Origin of the sequence: Brevundimonas vesicularis, assembly GCF_044807075.1 — a bacterium.
In the GTDB taxonomy this organism is placed as follows: domain Bacteria; phylum Pseudomonadota; class Alphaproteobacteria; order Caulobacterales; family Caulobacteraceae; genus Brevundimonas; species Brevundimonas vesicularis_G.
The window spans coordinates 2120454-2138957 of the sequence record NZ_CP085234.1; the positions used below are offsets into that span (position 1 = coordinate 2120454).

At 67.3% G+C, this 18504-nt stretch carries 18 protein-coding genes and 1 tRNA gene; 12 read left to right on the forward strand and 7 right to left on the reverse strand.

From position 1 onward, the window contains the following. The first annotated feature begins 58 nt into the window (after positions 1-58). Both LG306_RS10565 and LG306_RS10570 read left to right on the forward strand, forming a co-directional pair. Complete coding sequence (locus LG306_RS10565) at positions 59-421, forward strand: hypothetical protein (protein ID WP_404414269.1); 363 nt, start codon at positions 59-61, stop codon at positions 419-421. A 49-nt stretch (positions 422-470) separates the two neighbouring features. Then, positions 471-555 (forward strand) — tRNA-Leu (locus LG306_RS10570). A gap of 123 nt (positions 556-678) precedes the next feature. Here LG306_RS10570 and LG306_RS10575 read toward each other — a convergent pair. After that, positions 679-2253 carry an amino acid permease gene (locus tag LG306_RS10575; RefSeq protein ID WP_404414270.1) on the reverse strand — a complete coding sequence of 525 codons (1575 nt, stop codon included), beginning with the start codon at positions 2251-2253 and terminating at the stop codon, positions 679-681. Positions 2254-2398: 145 nt separating this feature from the next. Here LG306_RS10575 and hrpB point away from each other — a divergent pair, with 145 nt between their 5' ends. Both hrpB and LG306_RS10585 read left to right on the forward strand, forming a co-directional pair. Then, a complete protein-coding gene (gene hrpB, locus LG306_RS10580; RefSeq protein WP_404414272.1) occupies positions 2399-4825 on the forward strand; it encodes an ATP-dependent helicase HrpB in 2427 nt (808 codons plus the stop codon). 56 nt (positions 4826-4881) lie between these two features. After that, positions 4882-6159 (forward strand): MFS transporter, encoded by a 1278-nt coding sequence (locus tag LG306_RS10585; protein ID WP_404414274.1) that lies wholly within the window; start codon positions 4882-4884, stop codon positions 6157-6159. On the opposite strand, the gene LG306_RS10590 is transcribed toward LG306_RS10585, so the two are convergent. The 3 genes from LG306_RS10590 to LG306_RS10600 are packed head-to-tail and all read right to left on the reverse strand — an operon-like array spanning position 6156 to position 9196. Continuing rightward, complete coding sequence (locus LG306_RS10590; protein WP_404414276.1) at positions 6156-6953, reverse strand: TrmH family RNA methyltransferase; 798 nt, start codon at positions 6951-6953, stop codon at positions 6156-6158. The two genes, LG306_RS10585 and LG306_RS10590, sit on opposite strands and share 4 nt — an antisense overlap. Further along, positions 6950-7861 carry a class I SAM-dependent methyltransferase gene (locus LG306_RS10595; protein ID WP_404414278.1) on the reverse strand — a complete coding sequence of 304 codons (912 nt, stop codon included), beginning with the start codon at positions 7859-7861 and terminating at the stop codon, positions 6950-6952. Before LG306_RS10595 ends, LG306_RS10590 begins: the two co-directional genes overlap by 4 nt. A gap of 18 nt (positions 7862-7879) precedes the next feature. Next, a complete protein-coding gene (locus tag LG306_RS10600; RefSeq protein WP_404414280.1) occupies positions 7880-9196 on the reverse strand; it encodes a glycosyltransferase family 2 protein in 1317 nt (438 codons plus the stop codon). 204 nt (positions 9197-9400) lie between these two features. On the opposite strand from LG306_RS10600, the gene LG306_RS10605 reads away from it, so the two are divergent. Genes LG306_RS10605 through LG306_RS10620 form a run of 4 tightly spaced genes read left to right on the forward strand, consistent with a single transcriptional unit; the run spans position 9401 to position 12565 of the window. Next, positions 9401-10030, forward strand: a complete 630-nt coding sequence (locus LG306_RS10605) for a TetR/AcrR family transcriptional regulator (protein WP_066551490.1) — start codon at positions 9401-9403, stop codon at positions 10028-10030. Beyond that, positions 10027-10827, forward strand: a complete 801-nt coding sequence (locus LG306_RS10610; protein WP_404414282.1) for an ABC transporter substrate-binding protein — start codon at positions 10027-10029, stop codon at positions 10825-10827. The genes LG306_RS10605 and LG306_RS10610 overlap by 4 nt, the downstream gene beginning before the upstream one ends. Continuing rightward, positions 10824-11813, forward strand: a complete 990-nt coding sequence (locus tag LG306_RS10615; RefSeq protein WP_404414284.1) for a FecCD family ABC transporter permease — start codon at positions 10824-10826, stop codon at positions 11811-11813. Before LG306_RS10610 ends, LG306_RS10615 begins: the two co-directional genes overlap by 4 nt. Continuing rightward, positions 11810-12565, forward strand: coding sequence for an ABC transporter ATP-binding protein (locus LG306_RS10620; protein WP_404414286.1), 756 nt, complete (start codon positions 11810-11812; stop codon positions 12563-12565). Before LG306_RS10615 ends, LG306_RS10620 begins: the two co-directional genes overlap by 4 nt. Here the strand turns inward: LG306_RS10620 and LG306_RS10625 are convergent. Beyond that, positions 12559-14619 (reverse strand): transglycosylase SLT domain-containing protein, encoded by a 2061-nt coding sequence (locus LG306_RS10625; RefSeq protein ID WP_404414288.1) that lies wholly within the window; start codon positions 14617-14619, stop codon positions 12559-12561. The genes LG306_RS10620 and LG306_RS10625 overlap by 7 nt on opposite strands. A 125-nt stretch (positions 14620-14744) precedes the next feature. On the opposite strand from LG306_RS10625, the gene dapA reads away from it, so the two are divergent. Next, positions 14745-15629, forward strand: coding sequence for a 4-hydroxy-tetrahydrodipicolinate synthase (dapA, locus tag LG306_RS10630; RefSeq protein ID WP_404414290.1), 885 nt, complete (start codon positions 14745-14747; stop codon positions 15627-15629). Then, positions 15629-16102: an SsrA-binding protein SmpB gene (gene smpB / locus LG306_RS10635; RefSeq protein WP_055809902.1), complete on the forward strand. Its 474-nt coding sequence runs from the start codon at positions 15629-15631 to the stop codon at positions 16100-16102. The genes dapA and smpB overlap by 1 nt, the downstream gene beginning before the upstream one ends. Before the next feature lie 3 nt (positions 16103-16105). Here the strand turns inward: smpB and LG306_RS10640 are convergent, their stop codons facing one another. Together LG306_RS10640 and LG306_RS10645 are read right to left on the reverse strand one after the other, a co-directional pair. Beyond that, complete coding sequence (locus LG306_RS10640; RefSeq protein ID WP_404414292.1) at positions 16106-16744, reverse strand: uracil-DNA glycosylase; 639 nt, start codon at positions 16742-16744, stop codon at positions 16106-16108. Then, a complete protein-coding gene (locus tag LG306_RS10645; RefSeq protein WP_404414294.1) occupies positions 16741-17277 on the reverse strand; it encodes an NYN domain-containing protein in 537 nt (178 codons plus the stop codon). Before LG306_RS10645 ends, LG306_RS10640 begins: the two co-directional genes overlap by 4 nt. Between LG306_RS10645 and folK the strand changes: the two genes are divergently transcribed. Then, on the forward strand, positions 17276-17839 hold the full coding sequence (gene folK, locus LG306_RS10650; RefSeq protein WP_404414296.1) for a 2-amino-4-hydroxy-6-hydroxymethyldihydropteridine diphosphokinase: 564 nt from the start codon (positions 17276-17278) through the stop codon (positions 17837-17839). The genes LG306_RS10645 and folK overlap by 2 nt on opposite strands. A gap of 84 nt (positions 17840-17923) precedes the next feature. Then, on the forward strand, positions 17924-18283 hold the full coding sequence (gene rpoZ, locus LG306_RS10655; protein WP_017504892.1) for a DNA-directed RNA polymerase subunit omega: 360 nt from the start codon (positions 17924-17926) through the stop codon (positions 18281-18283). The last annotated feature ends 221 nt before the right edge of the window (positions 18284-18504 follow it).

Below are 18504 nucleotides of genomic sequence, written 5' to 3' on the forward strand. Positions count from 1 at the left end.
CGCTTGCGCCGTCTTATGTATCGTCGATAGTCGATGACAGATGGCGCAGGAGAGGCGTGTGAAGCAGGTTTCGGTGATCTGCGGTTTGGTGATCGTGGGGGTGCTGGCGGCGTCGCCCGCCTCAGCCGATATGTCCAAGGCGTTCGGCAACACGATCGTGTCCCATTATCCGAATGGACAGTGGGTCCGGCATTATTTCGAGCCGGATGGACGCTACACCTCGCAGTTTTCGGATGGGCGACGTGTGGCGGCCCGCTGGTCGGCCGAGGGTGACAAGATCTGTCTGTCCGGCTTCAGCCCGCGCCAGATCCTGCCACGCTTCTGCAGCCGGATGGTTGAGGCCGATGTCGGCGACAGCTGGCGCGCCCGCGATCCCTTGGGACGCTCCATCCGCAATGAACTGGTCGCCGGGCGTCGCTGAGGCCTTGCCCTGAGCGGCGTCACCCTCTAGACGCGACCGCCTACCCGATGCGGATGTGGCGGAACTGGTAGACGCACTGGATTTAGGTTCCAGCGCCGAGAGGCGTGGAGGTTCGAGTCCTCTCATCCGCACCAAGACAAAAAAGGCCCCGGAGCGATCCGGGGCCTTTCTTTATTCCTGGCCTATCGCCCTTGCGGGCTATTTGAGGCCGATCGATAGGCCTGCCGCGATTGGTGCGACAGGCCCCGCATTTTGTCTTAGCGGATCGGCGGCACAGGCGGCGGCGGAACGTCGCCGTCGGTCTCGTGAACCTCGACCACGCCGTGACCCAGGTGGCTCTTGCGGTAGCCGTAGGCGAAGTAGATCAGCAGGCCGATGCCGCCCCAGATCGGCAGCACCATCTTGGCGTCGTGCGGCAGGTTCCAGAACAGGAAGGCGCAGCCGAACGCCGACAGGGGCGCGAACACCCAGATCAGCGGCGTACGGAACGGACGGCGACGGTTCGGATCCTTGACCCGCAGCACCAGCACCGCGATCGACACCATGAAGAAGGCGAACAGGGTGCCCGAGTTCGAGATGTCGGCCAACTGACCGACCGGGAACAGGGCCCCGGCGATGGCGACCGCGATGCCGGTGGCGGCGGTCACGATGTAGGGCGTCTTCCACTTGGGGTGGATCTTGGTCAGGCCTTCCGGCAGCAGGCCGTCGCGCGCCATCACGAAGAAGATGCGGGTCTGACCGAAGATCATCATCAGGATGACCGACGGCAGGGCCAAGAGGGCGGCGGTGCCGAGGGCGTTGCCGATCTGGGGGTGACCGACGACACGCAGAACGTGGGCCAGGGCCTCGTTGGAGCAGACCAGCATTTCTGCGTTGGCGGGCAGGGCGCAGGCGGCCACGAAGGCGGGCGAGCCCGGCTGTACCGCTTCACCGGCGGCGCCTAGAACCGGCTGGGCGCCGATAGCGCCTGCGGCGCCGAGCGCGACCAGAAGATAGAAGATCGTGCAGATGGCCAGCGAGCCGATCAGGCCGATGGGCACGTTACGCTGCGGATTCTTGGTTTCCTCGGCCGCCGTCGAAACGGCGTCGAAGCCGACATAGGCGAAGAAGATCGAGGCCGCGGCGCCGACGATGCCCATCCCCGAATATTGGCCGAACAGGCCATTGGGGGCGAACGGCGACAGGTTGGCCGACTTGATGACAGGCAGGGTGATGACGATGAAGACCGTCAGGGCGATGACCTTGATCGCGACCAGGATCGCGTTGACGCGGGCCGACTCCGTCGTGCCGACCATCAGCAGAGCCGTCACCAGCAGGGCCACGACGATGGCGGGGATGTTGACGATCCCGGCCGTGAAGTCAGGCGTGGGGATGAAGCCGTTCATCGACCAGGTCGGCCCGGCGGATAGAAGATCAGGGAAGTCGAATCCGAGCCCCTGTTCTATCAGCCCGAGCACATAGCCCGACCAACCGACCGACACGGCCGAGGCCGCCACGGCGTATTCCAGGATCAGCGCCCAGCCGACCGTCCAGGCCAGCAGTTCGCCCATCACGGCGTAGGTGTAGGTGTAGGCCGAGCCCGAAACCGGCGCCATCGACGCCAGTTCGGAGTAGCAGAGCGCCGCGACCGCGCAGACCGCGCCGGCGATGACGAAGCTGATCATCATGCCCGGTCCGGCCTTTTGGGCGGCCGAAGCAGTCAGGACGAAGATCCCGGTGCCGATGATGGCCCCGATCCCCAGAAGCGTCAGTTGAATAGGACCAAGCGACCGGTGAAGCGACTTCTTCTCGGCCGTGGCAAGGATCGCGTCGAGCGACTTAACGCGCCACATAAAATACCCCCACGTTTTGATGCAGCCCCTCGGCTGCTTGGGGCGGACGCTAGCGACGGATGAGGCGGCGCGCAACGCGCATGACGGGGTGGTTAAGGCGCGACGACGCTTTCGTGATCGCCCATCGGCAGGCTAGAGGCGACGTATGCTGCCCATCCACGCCGTTCTGGAACCGCTGCGAGCCGCGTTGAGCGCGGGCAATACGGCCGTGCTGGCGGCGCCACCGGGGGCGGGCAAGACGACGGTCGTGCCGCTGGCCCTGCTGGATCAGCCATGGCTGGACGGCAAGGTGCTGGTGCTGGAACCGCGACGCCTGGCCGCACGGGCGGCGGCCGACCGGATGGCGGCGACCCTGGGTGAGCAGCCCGGCGGGACGGTGGGCTATCGCACCCGGCTGCAGAGCCGCATCGGGCCGAACACGCGCATCGAGGTGATCACAGAAGGCGTCTTCACGCGCATGATTCTGGACGATCCGGGTCTGGAGGGCGTGAGCGCGGTCTTGTTCGACGAGTTCCACGAACGCAGCCTGGACGCCGATCTCGGGCTGGCGCTGGCGAGAGAGACGCAGGGGCTGCTGCGTGAGGATTTGCGGCTGCTGGTCATGTCGGCGACGCTGGATGTGGTCGGAGTTTCGCGCCTGCTCGACGGCGCGCCGGTGATCGAGGCCGACGGACGGGCCTGGCCGGTCGAGACCCGGTATCTGGGCCGCAATCCGTCCGAACGGTTCGAAGAGGCTGTGGCCAGAGCCTGTCTGACCGCGTTGGGCGAAGAAGCCGGGTCGATGTTGGTCTTTCTGCCAGGGCAGGGTGAAATCCATAGAGTCGCGCGGCTGGTGAACACGCGGCTGCGGCTGCCGAACGTCGATGTCGTGCCCCTGTACGGCGGGCTGGACCGGGCCGAACAGGACCGGGCCATCGAACCTGCGGCTGTGGGGCGGCGCAAGCTGGTTCTGGCGACCTCGGTTGCGGAAACCAGCCTGACCATGGAGGGCGTGCGCGTGGTGATCGACGGCGGCCTGTCGCGCGTGCCGCGGTTCGAACCGTCCAGCGGACTGACCCGGCTGGCGACGGTCAAGGTCAGCCGATCTTCGGCGGAACAGAGGCGCGGCCGGGCCGGGCGCACTGAGCCGGGCGTCTGCTACCGCCTGTGGGACGAGGAACAGACGCGCGGGCTGGTCCCGCATCAGCGGCCGGAAATCCAGGAGGCGGACCTGACGGGACTGGCCCTGGACCTCGCGCGATGGGGCGCCCGTTCGGTCGAGGGTCTGGCCCTTCTGGACCCGCCGCCGGCCGGGGCCATGGCCGAGGCGCGCAAGGTGCTGACGCGTTTGGGGGCGCTGGACGCCGATGGCGGCCTGTCGAAACACGGGCTGCGCCTGACGAAGATCCCGCTGTCGCCTCGGCTGGCGCATATGGTCGCCGTGGCGTCCGACGCCGGCGACGCGATGACGGGCGCAAGGATCGCGGCGGTGTTGAGCGAGCCGGGTCTGGGCGGATCGGGCGTCGATCTGGCGGATCGCTTGGTTGGGCTGGAACGAGATCGGTCGCAAAGAGCGCGTGACGCGATGAAGCTGGCGCAGCGCTGGGCGCGCGCGGCCGGCGGTGGGTCGGGTCGCATGATCGATCCGGGACTGCTGCTGGCCGAGGCCTTTCCCGAGCGGATCGCAAAGGCGCGGGGCAAGGCGGGTGAATATCTTCTCGCCAGCGGAAGAGGGGCCGTGCTGGAGGCGACCGACCATCTGGCGCGTGAGCCTTGGTTGGCGATCGCCGAACTCGGGGGCGGCGACACGCGCGACCGGGTGCGACTGGCGGCGGCGCTGGAGGCGGACCGGATCGACAGCGATCTGGCGCGCCTGATCTCGACGGAAGACCGGCTGGCGCGGGAGCCGTCGGGGCGGTCGGTGATCCGGCGCTCGCGACGCATCGGGGCCATCGTGCTGGACGAAAAGATCGTCGGCGCGCCGGATGCGAAGACCCTAACCGCCGCTTTGTGCGCCGAGATCGAGGCGGATGGGCTGGGCGCGCTGAAATGGGGCGAGCAGGCGTCGGGACTGCGCGCACGTCTGGCCTTCCTGCACACGCGCGACCCGGCCTGGCCCGATGTGTCGGACAACGCCCTGCTGGCCGCGCGTGAGGACTGGCTGTGGCCCCTGCTGGACGGGGAGAGGTCGCTGGATGGGATCGCCGACGGTCGTTTGGCTGAAGCCCTGCGCAGCCTGATCCCCTGGGATATGCAACGCCGGCTGGACGAGGTGGCGCCCCCGCGTCTGGTCACGCCGCTGGGCTCGGCGGCCATCGACTACGCCGCCGAGGGCGGGCCGCGCGTAGATATTCGCGTGCAGGAACTATTCGGCGTGACGACGCATCCGACCGTCGGCGGGGCGCCGTTGACCCTGGCCCTGCTATCGCCGGCGCGACGGCCGGTGCAGGTCACCAACGACCTGCCGCGCTTCTGGTCGGGCTCGTGGGCGGCGGTGCGCGCGGAGATGCGCGGCCGCTATCCCCGTCATCCGTGGCCGGAAAACCCGGCCGAGGCGCAAGCGACAAACCGGGTCAAGCCGCGCGGGACCTGATCGCCTTGACGCGGCGGCAGGGAAACGGGCATCGCTGGCTCAACGGGGAGAAGAAGATGTCCGACGTCCTGCCGAAGAACTCCACCGGCCGCGTGCTGTTCGCCAGCCTGATCGGCACGACGATCGAGTTCTTCGACTTCTATATCTACGCCACGGCGGCCGTCCTGGTGTTCCCGACGCTCTTCTTCCCCGGCGAGGATCCGGGGACGGCGCTGCTGTCGTCGTTCGCGACCTTCTCCATCGCCTTCTTCGCGCGGCCCATCGGCGCCCTGGCGTTCGGGCATTTCGGGGATCGGGTGGGGCGCAAGGCGACGCTGGTCGCGGCGCTGATGACGATGGGCCTGTCGACGGTGGCGATCGGCCTGTTGCCGACGCACCAGCAGGTCGGCCTGCTCGCGCCCTTGCTGCTGGCCCTGTGCCGGTTCGGTCAGGGGCTGGGTCTGGGCGGGGAATGGGGCGGGGCGGTGTTGCTGGCGACAGAGAATGCGCCGCCAGGAAAGAAGGCCTGGTTCGGCATGTTCCCCCAACTGGGCGCGCCCATCGGCTTCATTCTGTCCACCACATCTTTCATCGTTCTGACGTCGACGATGAGCGAGACCGCGTTCGAGGGCTGGGGCTGGCGCATTCCGTTCCTGGCCAGCGCCGTGCTGGTGTTCGTCGGCCTGTGGGTGCGGCTGAAGATCACCGAAACGCCCGAGTTTCAGAAGGCGGTGGATCGCGACGAGCGCGTGAAGGCGCCGGCCGTGACCCTGTTCGCCCATCACAAGGCGGCGCTGGTTCTGGGCACCTTCAGCGGCGTGACGACCTTCACCCTGTTCTATTTGATGACCGTCTTCGCCCTGGGCTGGGCGACGACGGGAATGGGGCTGGCGCGGGCCGATGTGCTGCCGATCCAGTTGATCGGCGTGCTGTTCTTCGCCGCCTTCATCCCCGTCACAGCCTTGCTGGCGGATCGATACGGGCAGGTCAGGGTGCTGATCGCCTCGTCCGTGGGAATCGGCCTATTCGGCTTTTTGTTCGCGCCGCTGTTCGGGGGCGGTCTCAGCGGCCTGCTGATCTTCTTTGCGCTGGGGTTCGCCCTGATGGGCTGCACCTATGGCCCCATCGGCGCGGCCATGGCGCGGCCGTTTCCGACCGCGGTTCGCTATACCGGCGCGTCGATGGCCTTCAATCTGGCGGGCATCCTTGGCGCATCGCTTGCGCCCTATGTCGCGCTGAAGCTGGCCGAGCGGTTCGGGCCGGGAGCCGTCGGCGGCTATCTGGCGATTTCGGCCCTGATCACCATCGTGGCCCTGTGGGGCATGGGCCGGGTGGCGCCGGAGGAGAAGCGCTAGGCGTCGTCCGTCGCGGCATAAACCATGATGCCGGTGGCGATAGCCAAATTCAGGCTGTCAGCCCGGCCGCGCATTGGAATCTTGACGTTGACGTCGCAGGCGGCGGCCAAATCGTCGGTCAGGCCGGCCTGCTCATTGCCCATCAGGATCAGCGACGGCCGTTGCATGACGGCCGAGCGGTGGCTGACCTTGGCGTCCAGTCGGGTGCCTACGACGCTGCCGGGCCAGCTCTTTCGCCAAGCGAGGAAGGCGTCAGGCGTCGTTCTGGTGATCGAAACGGCGAAGACCGAGCCCATGGTGGCGCGCACGGCCTCGACCGAATAGGGATCGACGCAGTCGCCGATCAGGATGACTCCTCCGCAACCGGCTGCGTCCGCCGTGCGGATGATGGTGCCCAGATTGCCGGGATCGCGCACCTGCTCCAGCGCGACCCAGCAGGGAGCCGAGGCGGGGTTCAGGCTGTCGAGAGGCGCATAGGCCTGTTCGAACACGCCGAGAACGGTCTGCGGATTGTCTCGGCGGCTGATCTTTTCGAGGATGGCGTGGGTGACGACGATGATGTCGCCGCCGGCCTTGAGAGTCGCAGCCTTGGCGCGGTCGAGCAACGGATGAGGGCGGGCGTCCTCGCCGACCAGCAGCATCCGGGGCGAGCGCCCTTGGTCCAGCGCCTCGCCGATGAACTTCAGACCCTCGGCCAGGAAGGTCCCGGTCAGGTCGCGTTCCTTGCGCATGTGCAGGGCGCGGACGCCCTTGACCGTGTCGTTGGTCAGGGATGTGATGACGCGTTCCGTCATTGGCTCCACCGCGCGAAGAACGACAGGCCGATGGCGCGGGCGTCAGGGCCGTCTTCGGACAGGGCCAGTTCGCCCCAGTCGATCCGGCCGCCGCGATCCTGCGTTGCCTCCGCCATAAGATGCGCGAGGGACAGGCCGGACACGCGGGCGGCATAGGCGTTCAGCAGCAGGAAATCGGCATTGTCCGCCAGCAGGGCGGCGCAGTCCTTAAGCAGGCCCGGCATGTCCTCGAACAGGCGCCAGACTTCGCCCGTCGGGCCGCGGCCGTATTTGGGCGGATCCAGAATGACGCCATCGTATTTCGAGCCGCGACGAACTTCGCGCGCGACATATTTGCGGGCGTCCTCGACGATCCACCGGATCGGATGCTGGGCCAGGCCCGATTGTTCGGCGTTTTCGCGCGCGTAGGCGACCGACTTCTTGGAGGCGTCGACGTGGGTGACCTCTGCGCCTGCGGCGGCCGCAGCCAGGCTGGCGACGCCGGTATAGCCGAACAGGTTCAGGATCTTCGGCGCACGGCCGTTCGAGCGCGTGAACGCGAGCACCCGCCCGTCCAGCCACTCCCAATTCGCCGCCTGTTCAGGGAAGAAGGCCAGGTGGCGGAAGGGGGTGAAACGGCCGGTGAACTTCACATCGCGCCATTTCAAAGGGAACGCGTCGATGGGGCCGTGCTTGTCGAACCGCCAGCGACCGCTGTCTTCCTCTTCCTGCTGCGGATCGAACGTTGCTGTGGCGTTTTCGAACGTTTTCGGATCGCGCGGCGACCAGAAACACTGCGGCTCGGGTCGGACGACGGTGTAGCGGCCATAGCGTTCAAGCTTCTTGCCGTCGCCGCTGTCCAGCAGGGCATAGTCGGACCAGCCGGAGGTCACGAGGGTTTCGGGAGTTTTGGAAAGGACGGGCGCCATCGTCGGGCTGATAGGCGCTCAGGCCGCCTCGCGTCCAGCGTCCGGCGCCACGACGGTCAATTCCGGCGTCTGATCGTCGCGATCGTGCGGGGTCTTGTCCCAGACGTGCGGTTCGACCGCCAGCCGCCAGGCTGCATGGACGAAGGCCAAGCTGAGTAGCGCCCAATAGACCGGCGCAGTCAGCACATCGCCCAGCCTGTAATCAAGCCCGGCGCGTCGTGCTCCGGCCGCACAGCTCATCCAGGCGGCGATGACGCCCAGGGCCAGCACGCCCAGCGAGCCTCCGGGCAGGGGCGGCAGGACGCCGGACATGGCCCAGACAGCGACGGCTAGAACGAGCCAGGCCAGCGTCGGGGCATGGGCGGCCGCCGACAGGATGGCCGCGCCCAAGGTCATGATCAGCGACAAGCTTCCGCGCCGTCCCAGGGCGTTCGGACGCCGCGTATGCACGCCCCAGGTCTGCATATAACCCTTCAGCCAACGGGTGCGCTGGGGCAGCCAGCGGTCCATCGCACCCGGCGGCGTCTCCCAGGTCGGACTGTCGATGACGCCGAGCTTCCAGCCGAGCGACCACAGGCGAAAACCCAGGTCGGCGTCCTCGGTGACATTGTGCGCATCCCAGCCGCCTGCGCCACGCAGAGCCGTCATGCGGATATGGTTGCTGGTACCGCCCAGCGGGAAGGGCAGGCCCAGCCGCGCCATGCCCGGCAAGGTCACTTCGAACAGGGCCGCGTATTCAAAGGCGAACTGTCGATCCAGAAACCAGGAGCCAGCCTTGCCGGATGCTCGGATGCGAAGCGGCGCCTGAAGACAACCCAGCCGTGGCTGGGCCACGAACCGCGCCGCCGCCTGGCGGAGCTGTTGCGGATGCGGTCGGTCCTCTGCGTCATAGATGGTGACGAGATCGCCCCGCGCTTGACCCAGGGCGTAGTTCAAGGCGCGCGGCTTGGTCTGGGGGCTGCCCGGCGGCGCAATCAGGATTTTTAACCACTGCGGTTTGGGCGTCGCCTGGGCTGCCGCCAGTGTGGCCTCATCATGCGATTCCAGCACAATGAAGGCCTCCAGCCTGTGGGCCGGATAGTCGATCCGGCTGAGGTTGGCGATCAGTTGCGGCGTCACGGCCGCCTCGTCGTAAAGCGCCGCCAGAATGGTGTAGCGCGGCCATTCGATCAGGCGAGGAACGGGCGCAGGGCGGCGCAGGCTGGCGATGCCGATGACGGCCTTCCACAAAGCGCACACCACGAAGGCGGCTTGGAACAGACCCAAGCCGACGGCGATCGCGGCGTCGGGCCAGCGGACCAGCGACACTGCGGATGTCAGGATCAGCAGGATCAAGGTCGTGATCTGAAAACCGCTCGGCGTGCGTCGAGACGCGCCGTTTCGACGGGGCCTGATCCCCGGATGCGCCCAATCCTTCACCGCACCCGCCCCCAGAGCGCCACAACCCCCAATTGCTATTTGAAACAACTGCGTTCGGCAAGTCGGTTGGCGTCCGGGACGGATTGTCGCTATTCAGGGCGCCTCACCCGGAGCAGCGGCTTGTCTGAACTTTCGAACGCCTCGCGCACGACCCGAAAGCCCAAAGGCGAAGGCCATTCGCGGCGGGGCGAAATCCTGGCGGCGGCCGAGCGCATCTTCGTCGAGCACGGCTATGAAGGCGCGACGATTCGCAAGATTGCGGACGAGGTCGGGCTGTCGTCGACGGCGCTCTATATGCATTTCCCGGACAAGGGCGCGATCCTGCAGGAAATCTGCCGTGACGCCTTCGCCCGGTTGATCGCGTCGAACGCCGCCGTCGCAGATGAGGCCGCGCCGCCCGAGCAGCGCCTGCGGCGGATGATCGAGGGCTATATCGACTTCGGTTTCGCCCATCCCAACGCCTATCGCCTGATTTACCTGACCCGGCCGGTCGAGGCGCGAGAGGGCGCTCAGGACGCGGCGCGCGAGCTTGGCTCCAGCCTGTTCACGACATTGGAAGCGACCGTCGGGGACGCCGTGACGGCCGGACGCATGAAGGGCGATCCCGCAACGATCGCCCAGGCGATCTGGGCTGCGGCGCACGGGATCGTGTCTCTGATGATCACAAAGCCTTATTTCCCGTGGTCCGATCGGCAGGCGCTGGTTCGCACGACCCTGGATGCCCTGTTCGCCGGTTTGATCGAAGGATGAAACGTATCTGCGTCGCCTTGGCGGCTCTGGGGTTCAGCAGCAGCACGGCTCAGGCCAGGCCCTTGCGGATCATGGCGCTGGACCAGTGCGCCGACCAATATGTGCTGGCTCTAGCGCCGGATGCAGACATCGCACTGTCGCCGCGCGCCGACGATCCTGACGCCTGGCTGCGTCAGCAGGCGGTCGGTCACAGGCGTTTGCGTCCGACGCTCGAGTCCGCCGTGGGTTTTCAGCCTGATGTCGTGGTGCGCTACTGGGGCGGCGAGCCGCGCCTGCTGACGGCGCTGGCGCAGCGCGGAGTCAAGGTGGTCACGATCGAGGACGCGGTGGACCTAAATGGGGTGCGCCGGAATATCCAAACCGTGGCGCGGGATCTGGGACAGGCTGAGCGCGGACGGGCGTTAGAGCGACGGATGGACGAGAAGTTGGCCAAAGCGGCGCCGGTGAAGCGCGCGGCTGAGGCGCCGGGGGCCGTCTATCTGACATCAGGGGGCTTCACGGCGGGGCCTGGCACGCTGATGGATGTGTTGATGCGGGCGGCCGGATTTCGCAATATCACGGCCGCTCCCGGTTTTGGCGCACTCAGCGTCGAGCGGATCGCGATGAATCCTCCGGTGCGATTTGTGCTCGGCTTCTTCGATCAGCTGCGCGCCGACCTGCGCGGACCGGGGCGGCATCCGGTTGTCGCGCGAGCGGCCGAGAGTCGAACGGCGGCGCGCCTGCCCGCTGCGACCTTGACGTGCCCGGCCTGGTTCGCCGCCGATGCGGTTGAGATGATGGCCAAGGGGCGGCCGTGAACAGTACGGTTCGGCTATGCCTGATCCTGACCGGTTTCATCGTCGCGGCGCTGGCTCTGGCGGTGCTGGCAGGCGAGACGGTGTTTAGCGTCGATCAGTATGCGGCTGCCTTCAGCGATCCGACATCCGGTCCGGCCGAGGTGCTGTGGCAGGTGAGGGCGCCACGCGCGGTCTGCGCCCTGGTCGTCGGCGCGGCTCTGGGGTTGGCAGGCGCGGTGATGCAGGGGCTGTTGCGCAATCCGCTAGCCGATCCCGGCGTACTGGGCGTGTCGGCGACGGCAGCCTTGGGCGCGGCGCTGGCGATCGTCCTTGGCGCTGCGGCTGTGCCGGGAATGGTCGAGCTTTCGGCATTGGCGGGCGCGGCGTTTGCGGGCGGACTGTTGATCGCGGCGTCCAGAGCCATGCGGGCCCCGGAGGCCCTGATCCTGTTCGGAGTGGCGGTGTCGAGTTTCGCCGGCGCGGCGACAGCCTTGATCTTCAACCTGTCGCCATCGCCGATCGCCTCGGCCGAGGTCATGTCCTGGCTGCTGGGATCGGTGCAGAATCGAAGCTGGGTCGATGTGGCCTGGGTGACGCCGGCCGTCATCGTCGCGGGCGTCTTCGCTGCCTTGTCGGGCTCAGGTCTGCGGATGCTGACCCTCGGCGACGAGGGGGCGGCGGCGTCAGGGTTGCATATGGGACGGTTGAGAGCCTTCGCCCTGATCGCGGCGGCCCTGGCAACAGGGGCGGCGGTGGCGGTGGCGGGCGTGATCGGGTTCGTGGGCCTGGCCGCGCCGCATCTGGTGCGAGCGGCGGTGCGGGGTGATGCGAAGCGAATCTTGGCGCCCTCGGCGCTGGCGGGCGGGCTGATGCTGATCGTGGCGGACCTGTTGGCGCGACTGACGCCGACGGATCAGGAACTGAAGCTGGGCGTGTTCACCGCCCTGATCGGCGCGCCCCTGTTCGCCCTGATCGCTTGGCGCGCGGCGCGGGAGTGGCGGCTGTGAGCCTGTTGGCGCTGGAGAACATTCAGGCGCGACTGGGCAAGGCCGTCGTACTGGATGGGGTGAGCCTGTCGGTCGCGGCGGGCGAGGTCGTGGCACTGTGCGGACCAAACGGAGCGGGCAAGAGCAGCGCCATCCGCGCCGCTGCGGGCCTCTTGGCCACGACCGGCGGACAAATCAGGTTGGGCGGCGCGGACATCGTCGATCTGTCCCATCGCCAGCGGGCGGAACGCGTCGCCTATCTGCCGCAGGAACGGCGCATCGCCTGGAATCTGCCGGCGGTGGAAGTGGCGGCGCTCGGTGCGCCGTTTCTGTCAGGCGCGGATGCGCTGGCGCGCGCGCGAGCCGCTCTGGACGAGGTCGGCGTTGGCCATCTGGCGCACCGCGGCGTGGCCGAAATGTCAGGTGGCGAACGTGCCCGGGTTCTGCTGGCGCGCGCCCTTGTCGTCGATGCGCCGTTGCTGCTGGCCGACGAGCCGACCGCGGGGCTGGACCCAGATGCGCAGCGTCTTGTGCTGGAGCGCTTGAGGGCGCGTGCTGACGACGGGGCAGGGGTGCTGGTCAGCCTTCACGACCTGACCCTGGCTGCGACTGTGGCGGATCGCATCGTCGTGCTGGACCGGGGGCGAGTCGTCGCCGACGCCCCGCCGATCCAGGCCCTGTCGCCCGCCGTCCTGCGCGAGGTGTTCGGGCTGGACGGCGCGTGGATCGAGGGGCCGAACGGGCCGCTTTTGGCGGCCCGCCGGGCTCAATAGGCGACGTAGGGCCGCGCGCCCGCCGCCGATCCGCGCGAGATGTCGGCCGACGGCGTCAGCGGCGCCGTGCCGCCGTTCAGGCGCGCCTTGTAGACGGCCATGTTCTCCATCACCCGCATCATGTAGTTGCGCGTCTCGGTGAAGGGCGCGCACTCGATGAAGTCGATGGTCTTGATGGCATCGCCGCGCGGGTCGCCGCAACGGGCGATCCACTGGCTGGGGCGCGCCGGGCCGGCGTTGTAGCCGACGGTCGCCAGCAGCATGGAGCCGTTGTTTGCGGCCATCAGTTCGCCCAGGTGATAGCTGCCCAGGGTCATGTTGTAGTCGGGATCCCACAACTGCTCGGCCGAATAGCTCATGCCCAGACGGCGGGCGACGCCGGAAGCGGTGGACGGCAGGAACTGCATCATGCCGCGCGCATCGGCGCCGGAGCGGGCGCGGGGATCGAAGCTGGATTCCTGGCGTGTGATCGCCTGGGTGAATTCCAGCGGCGCGGCGCCGGCGACCTGGGGCGGAATGCGGACCGGATACATGCGCTCGGGCATGACAAAGCCCCGCTGGCTAGCGGCGCGGCCCACCATCATGGCGGTGAAACCCTCGCCATAGCCGCGCGACAGGTCCATCAGCAGGGCCAGGTCGTTGATGGTCGGCAGGTCATTGTCGAGCTGATAGGCGAAGACCCGCAGCAGGCTCATTTCGCCCGTCTCGCCCAAGATGCGCGTGGCGCGGACGATCTCATTGCCTTCGAAACGGGCGATGTCCGCTCGGGAAGGCACAGGCTCGCCCGGCAGCTGAAGCGTGGTCATGCCCGCCTTCTCGGCCGCTAGCTGACCGTAGAAGGTCTGCCAATGCTGGGCGCCGTTGCGATAGTAGGCGAGGGCGGCGTCGCGTTCGCCGCGCGCCTCGGCGGCGCGACCCAGCCAATAGAAGGCGCGGCCCTGAGTGATCGGCGTGGACGAGGCGGTGCGCAGAGCCTCGAAATGGCGGGCGGCGACCTCGGGCTGGTTCAACTTGGTCAGGGCGACCCAGCCGGCGAAGAACTCGGCGTCCACCATCCGGTCGCCCGAGGTGAAGCCGTGACCGTTCATGGCGTCATAGGCTGCGCGCCAGTTGCCCTGTTGCAGGGCGTCGAGGAAGTAGTTGCGGCGCTCGCTCCACAGAGTGTTGTCGCCGGTCGTGTGGCCTGGCGCCGGCGGAAGATTGGCCAGCAGCGCAAAGCCTTCGGGCTGCCGGTTCTGCGATCGCAGCAGGCGAACCCGCTCCAGCACGACCGCCGGATCGGCCGCCTGGGCCGGCGTCAGATTGGCGATGACGGCGTTGGGGCTGTAGGCCGAGCGAAGGGTCATCACCGTGTTGGCGATAGCGGCGCGATCGGGCGAGACCAGATTGATCATGCTGCGCGTCGCCGGCCCGTGCGGACCGAGCAGCAGCATATTCAGCCGGGCCTCGTGATCGGCGGGCGTCAACCAGGAGCCCCATTGGCCGAGAATACGCGACTGCGGCGCGTCATCGAACGACCGGGTGCGCCACCAGTCGCGGACCAGGGCGCGCGCCTCATCCTGGCGACCGCGCTGTTGCAGCGCAGAGGCGTAGGCGATGGCTCCCTCGACCGTCGTCGGCTTGCCGTCGGACATCAGGGCCAGGGCGGCGTCCGCGCCCATGCCGGAGCGGTCCAGCACCTTTTCGGCGGCGGCGCGTCTTGATTCGCCGCGCGGCCATCCCGCCAGATCGGACTGACCGCGCGCGAGGTCCGAGTATGAGAGTTGCTCGCCCGAGGTGTCGATCAGCGCCCATTCGACCAGCTTGCGCGCCGAGGCGTCCCTGATTTGCGACATGGCGGACTGGGCGCCGAACACATCGCGCGCACGGGCCGCCGCCAGCCCCTGACGAAACAGCGCCGTGTCCTGATCATTCAGCACGCGACCCTGATAGGTTGCCGAATAACCGGGCACGGACGAAGACGCCGAGGCATAGGGCACAGGCTGGGTGGGCAGGGCGTCCTGCGGGTTCGGCGCAAGGACGGCGAGGGCCGCCGCCAGACTGGTCGCGATCATGATCTGTCCTGTTCCCATTCAATCCCGGTTGCGGCGGAGCCGCTGGCGACCTAACGTCCGGCGCTCATTGCAAAGGCGATGAACATCCGTCCATCGTCACTCCCCACGCAGGCCAGCTTAGTCTCATGAACGCCCCCTTGTTCAAGGGCGTGATCACCGCCCTGATCACACCACTTCGTGACGGAAACGTGGACGAAGCCGCATTCGCCAAACTGCTCGAGCGTCAGATCGCCGCAGGGGTCCACGGCGTCGTCCCGATGGGCACGACGGGCGAGGGCGCCAGCATGGATCTGGATGAGCACAAACACGTCATCGAACTGTGCGTGCGTCTGACGGCGGGACGTGTCGCCGTCATCGCCGGCACCGGATCGCCCTATACCAAGGAAGCCATCGACCTGACCCGCCACGCCAAGACGGTGGGCGCGGACGGGGCTTTGATCGTGACGCCCTATTATATTCGCCCGTCCCAGGCGGGCATGGCGGCGCATTTCGAGGCGGTGGCCGACGCCGTGCAGTTGCCGATCCTGCTGTACAATGTGCCGGGCCGGACGGGATCCGATCTGTCCAATGAGACGGTGGCGCGGCTCGCGGCCCACCCCAACATCGTCGGCATCAAGGACGCGACGGGCGACATGAGCCGCGTCAGCTGGATGCGCGCGAACATCGACGGCCAGTTCGACCTGATCTCGGGCGACGACCCCAGCTATCTCGGCTACCACGCCCATGGCGGCGTCGGGCTGATCTCGGTGGCGTCCAATGTTGCGCCCGAGGCCATGGTCGCCTTGCACAATGCGATGACTGCGGGCGATTACTCGACGGCGCGCGACTGGCAGGATCGACTGATCAGTCTCTGCAAGGCGCTGTTCCTGGACAACTCGCCCGCGCCGACGAAATACGCCCTGGCCAAGCTCGGCTTGTGCAACGAGGAGGCGCGTCTGCCGCTGTCGCCGACCTCCGATGCGGTCAAACCTTTCATCGACCGCGCCATGGCGGCGGCGGGCGTCATCTGATGGCGCCCAAGCCGCAATCGAAATCCAAGGTCATCGCCGAAAACCGCCGCGCGCGGTTCGACTATTTCCTGGAAGACAACATCGAGGCCGGGATCCAGCTGCTGGGCACCGAGATCAAGGCGCTGCGTGACGGCCGGGCCAATATCGCCGAAAGCTATGCGGCGGTGGAGGGGCGGGAGATCGTGCTGATCAACGCCGATATCCCGCCGTACAAACAGGCGAACCGCTTCAACCACGAGCCGCGCCGGCCGCGCAAGCTGTTGCTGCACAGAAAGCAGATCGACAAGCTGATGGGCGCGGTCCAGCGCGACGGTCAGACCATCATCCCGCTGAAGCTCTATCTGAACGATGCGGGCAAGGCGAAGCTGGAGATCGCGCTGGCCAAGGGCAAGAAGCTGCACGACAAGCGCGAGGCCTCGGCCGAACGCGACTGGCAGCGCGATAAGGCCCGGCTGATGCGGGACAAGGGCTGAGGCTCAGGCCTCGATCAGGGTTCGGGCGCGCGCGAAGATTTCCTCGAACATCTGCGGCGTCAGGCGACCGGTGTTCGTGTTCAACCGGGAGCAGTGATAGCTGTTCAGAATGACGTATCCGCCGGCTTCGCCCTGCGCCCCGTGACCCGCGGGCATCGCTGACGCAGGCCGTCCGAACGCTTTCAGGATGTTGCGGCGCGAGACGTCGCCCAGCGTCACGATCACCTTCAGATTGGGCAGCAGTTTGAGCCGGTCGATCAGGAAGGGACGGCAGGTCGTCTCCTCGATCGGCAGAGGCTTGTTCCCGGGCGGGGCGCACCGGACCGCATTGGTGATCATGCAGTCCGTCAGCGTCAGATCATCGTCGCCGTTGGGATCGTAATACCCATTCGCAAAGCCGGCCTTCTTCAGCGTATCGTACAGCAGCCAGCCGGCGTGATCGCCGGTGAAGGGACGTCCCGTCCGGTTCGCGCCGGTGCGGCCGGGCGCGAGGCCGGCGATCAGCAGGCGCGCGTTCGGGTCGCCGAAGGAGGCGGCCGGTCCGTTCCACCAGTCTGGATTCTGACGCGCATTCTCCTGACGATAGGCGACCAGGCGAGGGCACAGGGGGCAGTCGCGGGGCGGTTCGGGCGTCAGGGTCATTGGGCGGCCTTCGGGCGGCCGAAGTCGGCCATCAGATCGTTCAGGTCCAGGAAGGCGTCGGCCTGACGACGCAGTTCGTCGGCGATATGCGGCGGCTGAGTCTTCTGGGTCGAGATGACAGTGACCCGCACGCCCTTGGCCTGGATCGCCTGAACCACCCGCCGGAAGTCGCCGTCGCCGGAGAACAGCACCGCATGGTCGATGTGCGGCGCCAGTTCCAGCATGTCCACCGCGATCTCGATGTCCATATTGCCTTTGATCCGGCTGTGGCCGCTATTGTCCGTGAACCGCTTCACCGGCTTGGTGACGACCGAAAAGCCGTTGTAGTCCAGCCAGTCCACCAGCGGCTTCACCGGCGAGAATTCCTCGCCCTCGACCACGGCCGTATAGTAGTATGCGCGGGTCAGAATGGACCTCTCGCGGAACCAGTCCAGCATCCGCCGGAAGTCCATGTCGTGCTGCAGGGCGCGGGCGGCGGAGTAGAGGTTCGAGCCGTCGATGAAGATCGCCAGCCGGTCGGTGGGATGAAACATGGTCGAAGCCGTCGAAAGAGATGAAAAATCGGATCGCGCGGTCGCCGTCGCAATCGATGACGGGTTCGACCTGAATGATGCAGTCATCGTGGCCCTGGGCTGCAATGACAAGGGGGCATGGTCGTCCTGCACCGAAGCGCTGGAGGCGGCGCTCGCGCGTTTTCGCAGCGAAGGAACTGATGTCGTTGCACGCTCGTCGTGGTGGTCGTCGATGGCCTGGCCTGATCCGCACGATCCAGCCTTTCTGAATGGCGTGGTCATCGTCCGCACAGAACACGATCCGCATGCTCTGATGGCGGCGCTCGGCCGGATCGAGGATGCCTTCGGCCGCGAGCGGTCGGTTCGCAATGCGCCGCGGACGCTGGATCTAGACCTGATCGCCTACGGACGATTGAGCGGTGATCTGGAAGGGCTAATCCTGCCCCATCCCCGCGCGGCCGAGCGGCGGTTTGTCATGGGGCCCATCGCCGAGATCGCGCCGAGTTGGGTGCATCCGCATGGCGGGGCGGCGAGCGACCTGGCCGCTTTGGCTACCGTCGGCGCCGACGCCCGCCCGACCTGACGCCCAACTTCCGCCCCTGTGGCGTTGCAAAAGCCCGTCCTCATCTGTATTTGACGCGGTTCTCCCCCGCGTTCGAGGAATTCCATGGCCCGCGTCACCGTCGAAGACTGCATCGAGAAGGTTCCGAACCGCTTTGGTCTGGTGCTGATGGCCGGCCACCGCGCCCGCAGCATCGCCAACGGCGCCGCCCTGACGATCGACCGCGACAACGACAAGAACCCTGTCGTCGCCCTGCGCGAAATCGCCGACGATACCGTCGTGCCGGACGAACTGCGCGAAACCATCATTACCACGCTGCAACGCGTCGATGAGCGGACGGAAGCCGAGGATGAGGCCGAAACGGTCGCCCTGCTGGCCTCGCCGCAGCACATGAACATGGCCGAAGCCGAACTGATCCGCGCCCTGCAAAGCGACCGCGACGGCGGTCAGGAGGAGCGGTACTGACGCCCGAGGGAGCCCCTGGCGTCACTATCCTGCCGGCGCGGACCGAAACGGTTCCGCCGGCGCCCCAAGCTGCAAACAAAAACGACCCTCAGACGGCGCTCGTAGATCCGGCGCCGCAGGCCAAGCGCGCGCCGATCCTGCGTCAGTTCGAGCTGATCGAGGCCGTCAAGGCCTATGACCCTACCGCCGACGAAGCGCTTCTGAACCGCGCCTACGTCTAT

What these genes read in the sequence shown, in the direction of transcription:
- LG306_RS10585 (WP_404414274.1), top strand. Translation starts at nt 4,882, where the DNA reads ATGTCCGACGTCCTGCCGAAGAACTCCACCGGCCGCGTGCTGTTCGCC.
- folK (WP_404414296.1), top strand. Translation starts at nt 17,276, where the DNA reads ATGGTCGAAGCCGTCGAAAGAGATGAAAAATCGGATCGCGCGGTCGCC.
- LG306_RS10640 (WP_404414292.1), bottom strand. Translation starts at nt 16,744, where the DNA reads ATGACCCTGACGCCCGAACCGCCCCGCGACTGCCCCCTGTGCCCTCGC.
- LG306_RS10590 (WP_404414276.1), bottom strand. Translation starts at nt 6,953, where the DNA reads ATGACGGAACGCGTCATCACATCCCTGACCAACGACACGGTCAAGGGC.
- LG306_RS10610 (WP_404414282.1), top strand. Translation starts at nt 10,027, where the DNA reads ATGAAACGTATCTGCGTCGCCTTGGCGGCTCTGGGGTTCAGCAGCAGC.
- LG306_RS10575 (WP_404414270.1), bottom strand. Translation starts at nt 2,253, where the DNA reads ATGTGGCGCGTTAAGTCGCTCGACGCGATCCTTGCCACGGCCGAGAAG.
- LG306_RS10645 (WP_404414294.1), bottom strand. Translation starts at nt 17,277, where the DNA reads ATGTTTCATCCCACCGACCGGCTGGCGATCTTCATCGACGGCTCGAAC.
- LG306_RS10625 (WP_404414288.1), bottom strand. Translation starts at nt 14,619, where the DNA reads ATGATCGCGACCAGTCTGGCGGCGGCCCTCGCCGTCCTTGCGCCGAAC.
- hrpB (WP_404414272.1), top strand. Translation starts at nt 2,399, where the DNA reads ATGCTGCCCATCCACGCCGTTCTGGAACCGCTGCGAGCCGCGTTGAGC.
- rpoZ (WP_017504892.1), top strand. Translation starts at nt 17,924, where the DNA reads ATGGCCCGCGTCACCGTCGAAGACTGCATCGAGAAGGTTCCGAACCGC.
- LG306_RS10595 (WP_404414278.1), bottom strand. Translation starts at nt 7,861, where the DNA reads ATGGCGCCCGTCCTTTCCAAAACTCCCGAAACCCTCGTGACCTCCGGC.
- smpB (WP_055809902.1), top strand. Translation starts at nt 15,629, where the DNA reads ATGGCGCCCAAGCCGCAATCGAAATCCAAGGTCATCGCCGAAAACCGC.
- dapA (WP_404414290.1), top strand. Translation starts at nt 14,745, where the DNA reads ATGAACGCCCCCTTGTTCAAGGGCGTGATCACCGCCCTGATCACACCA.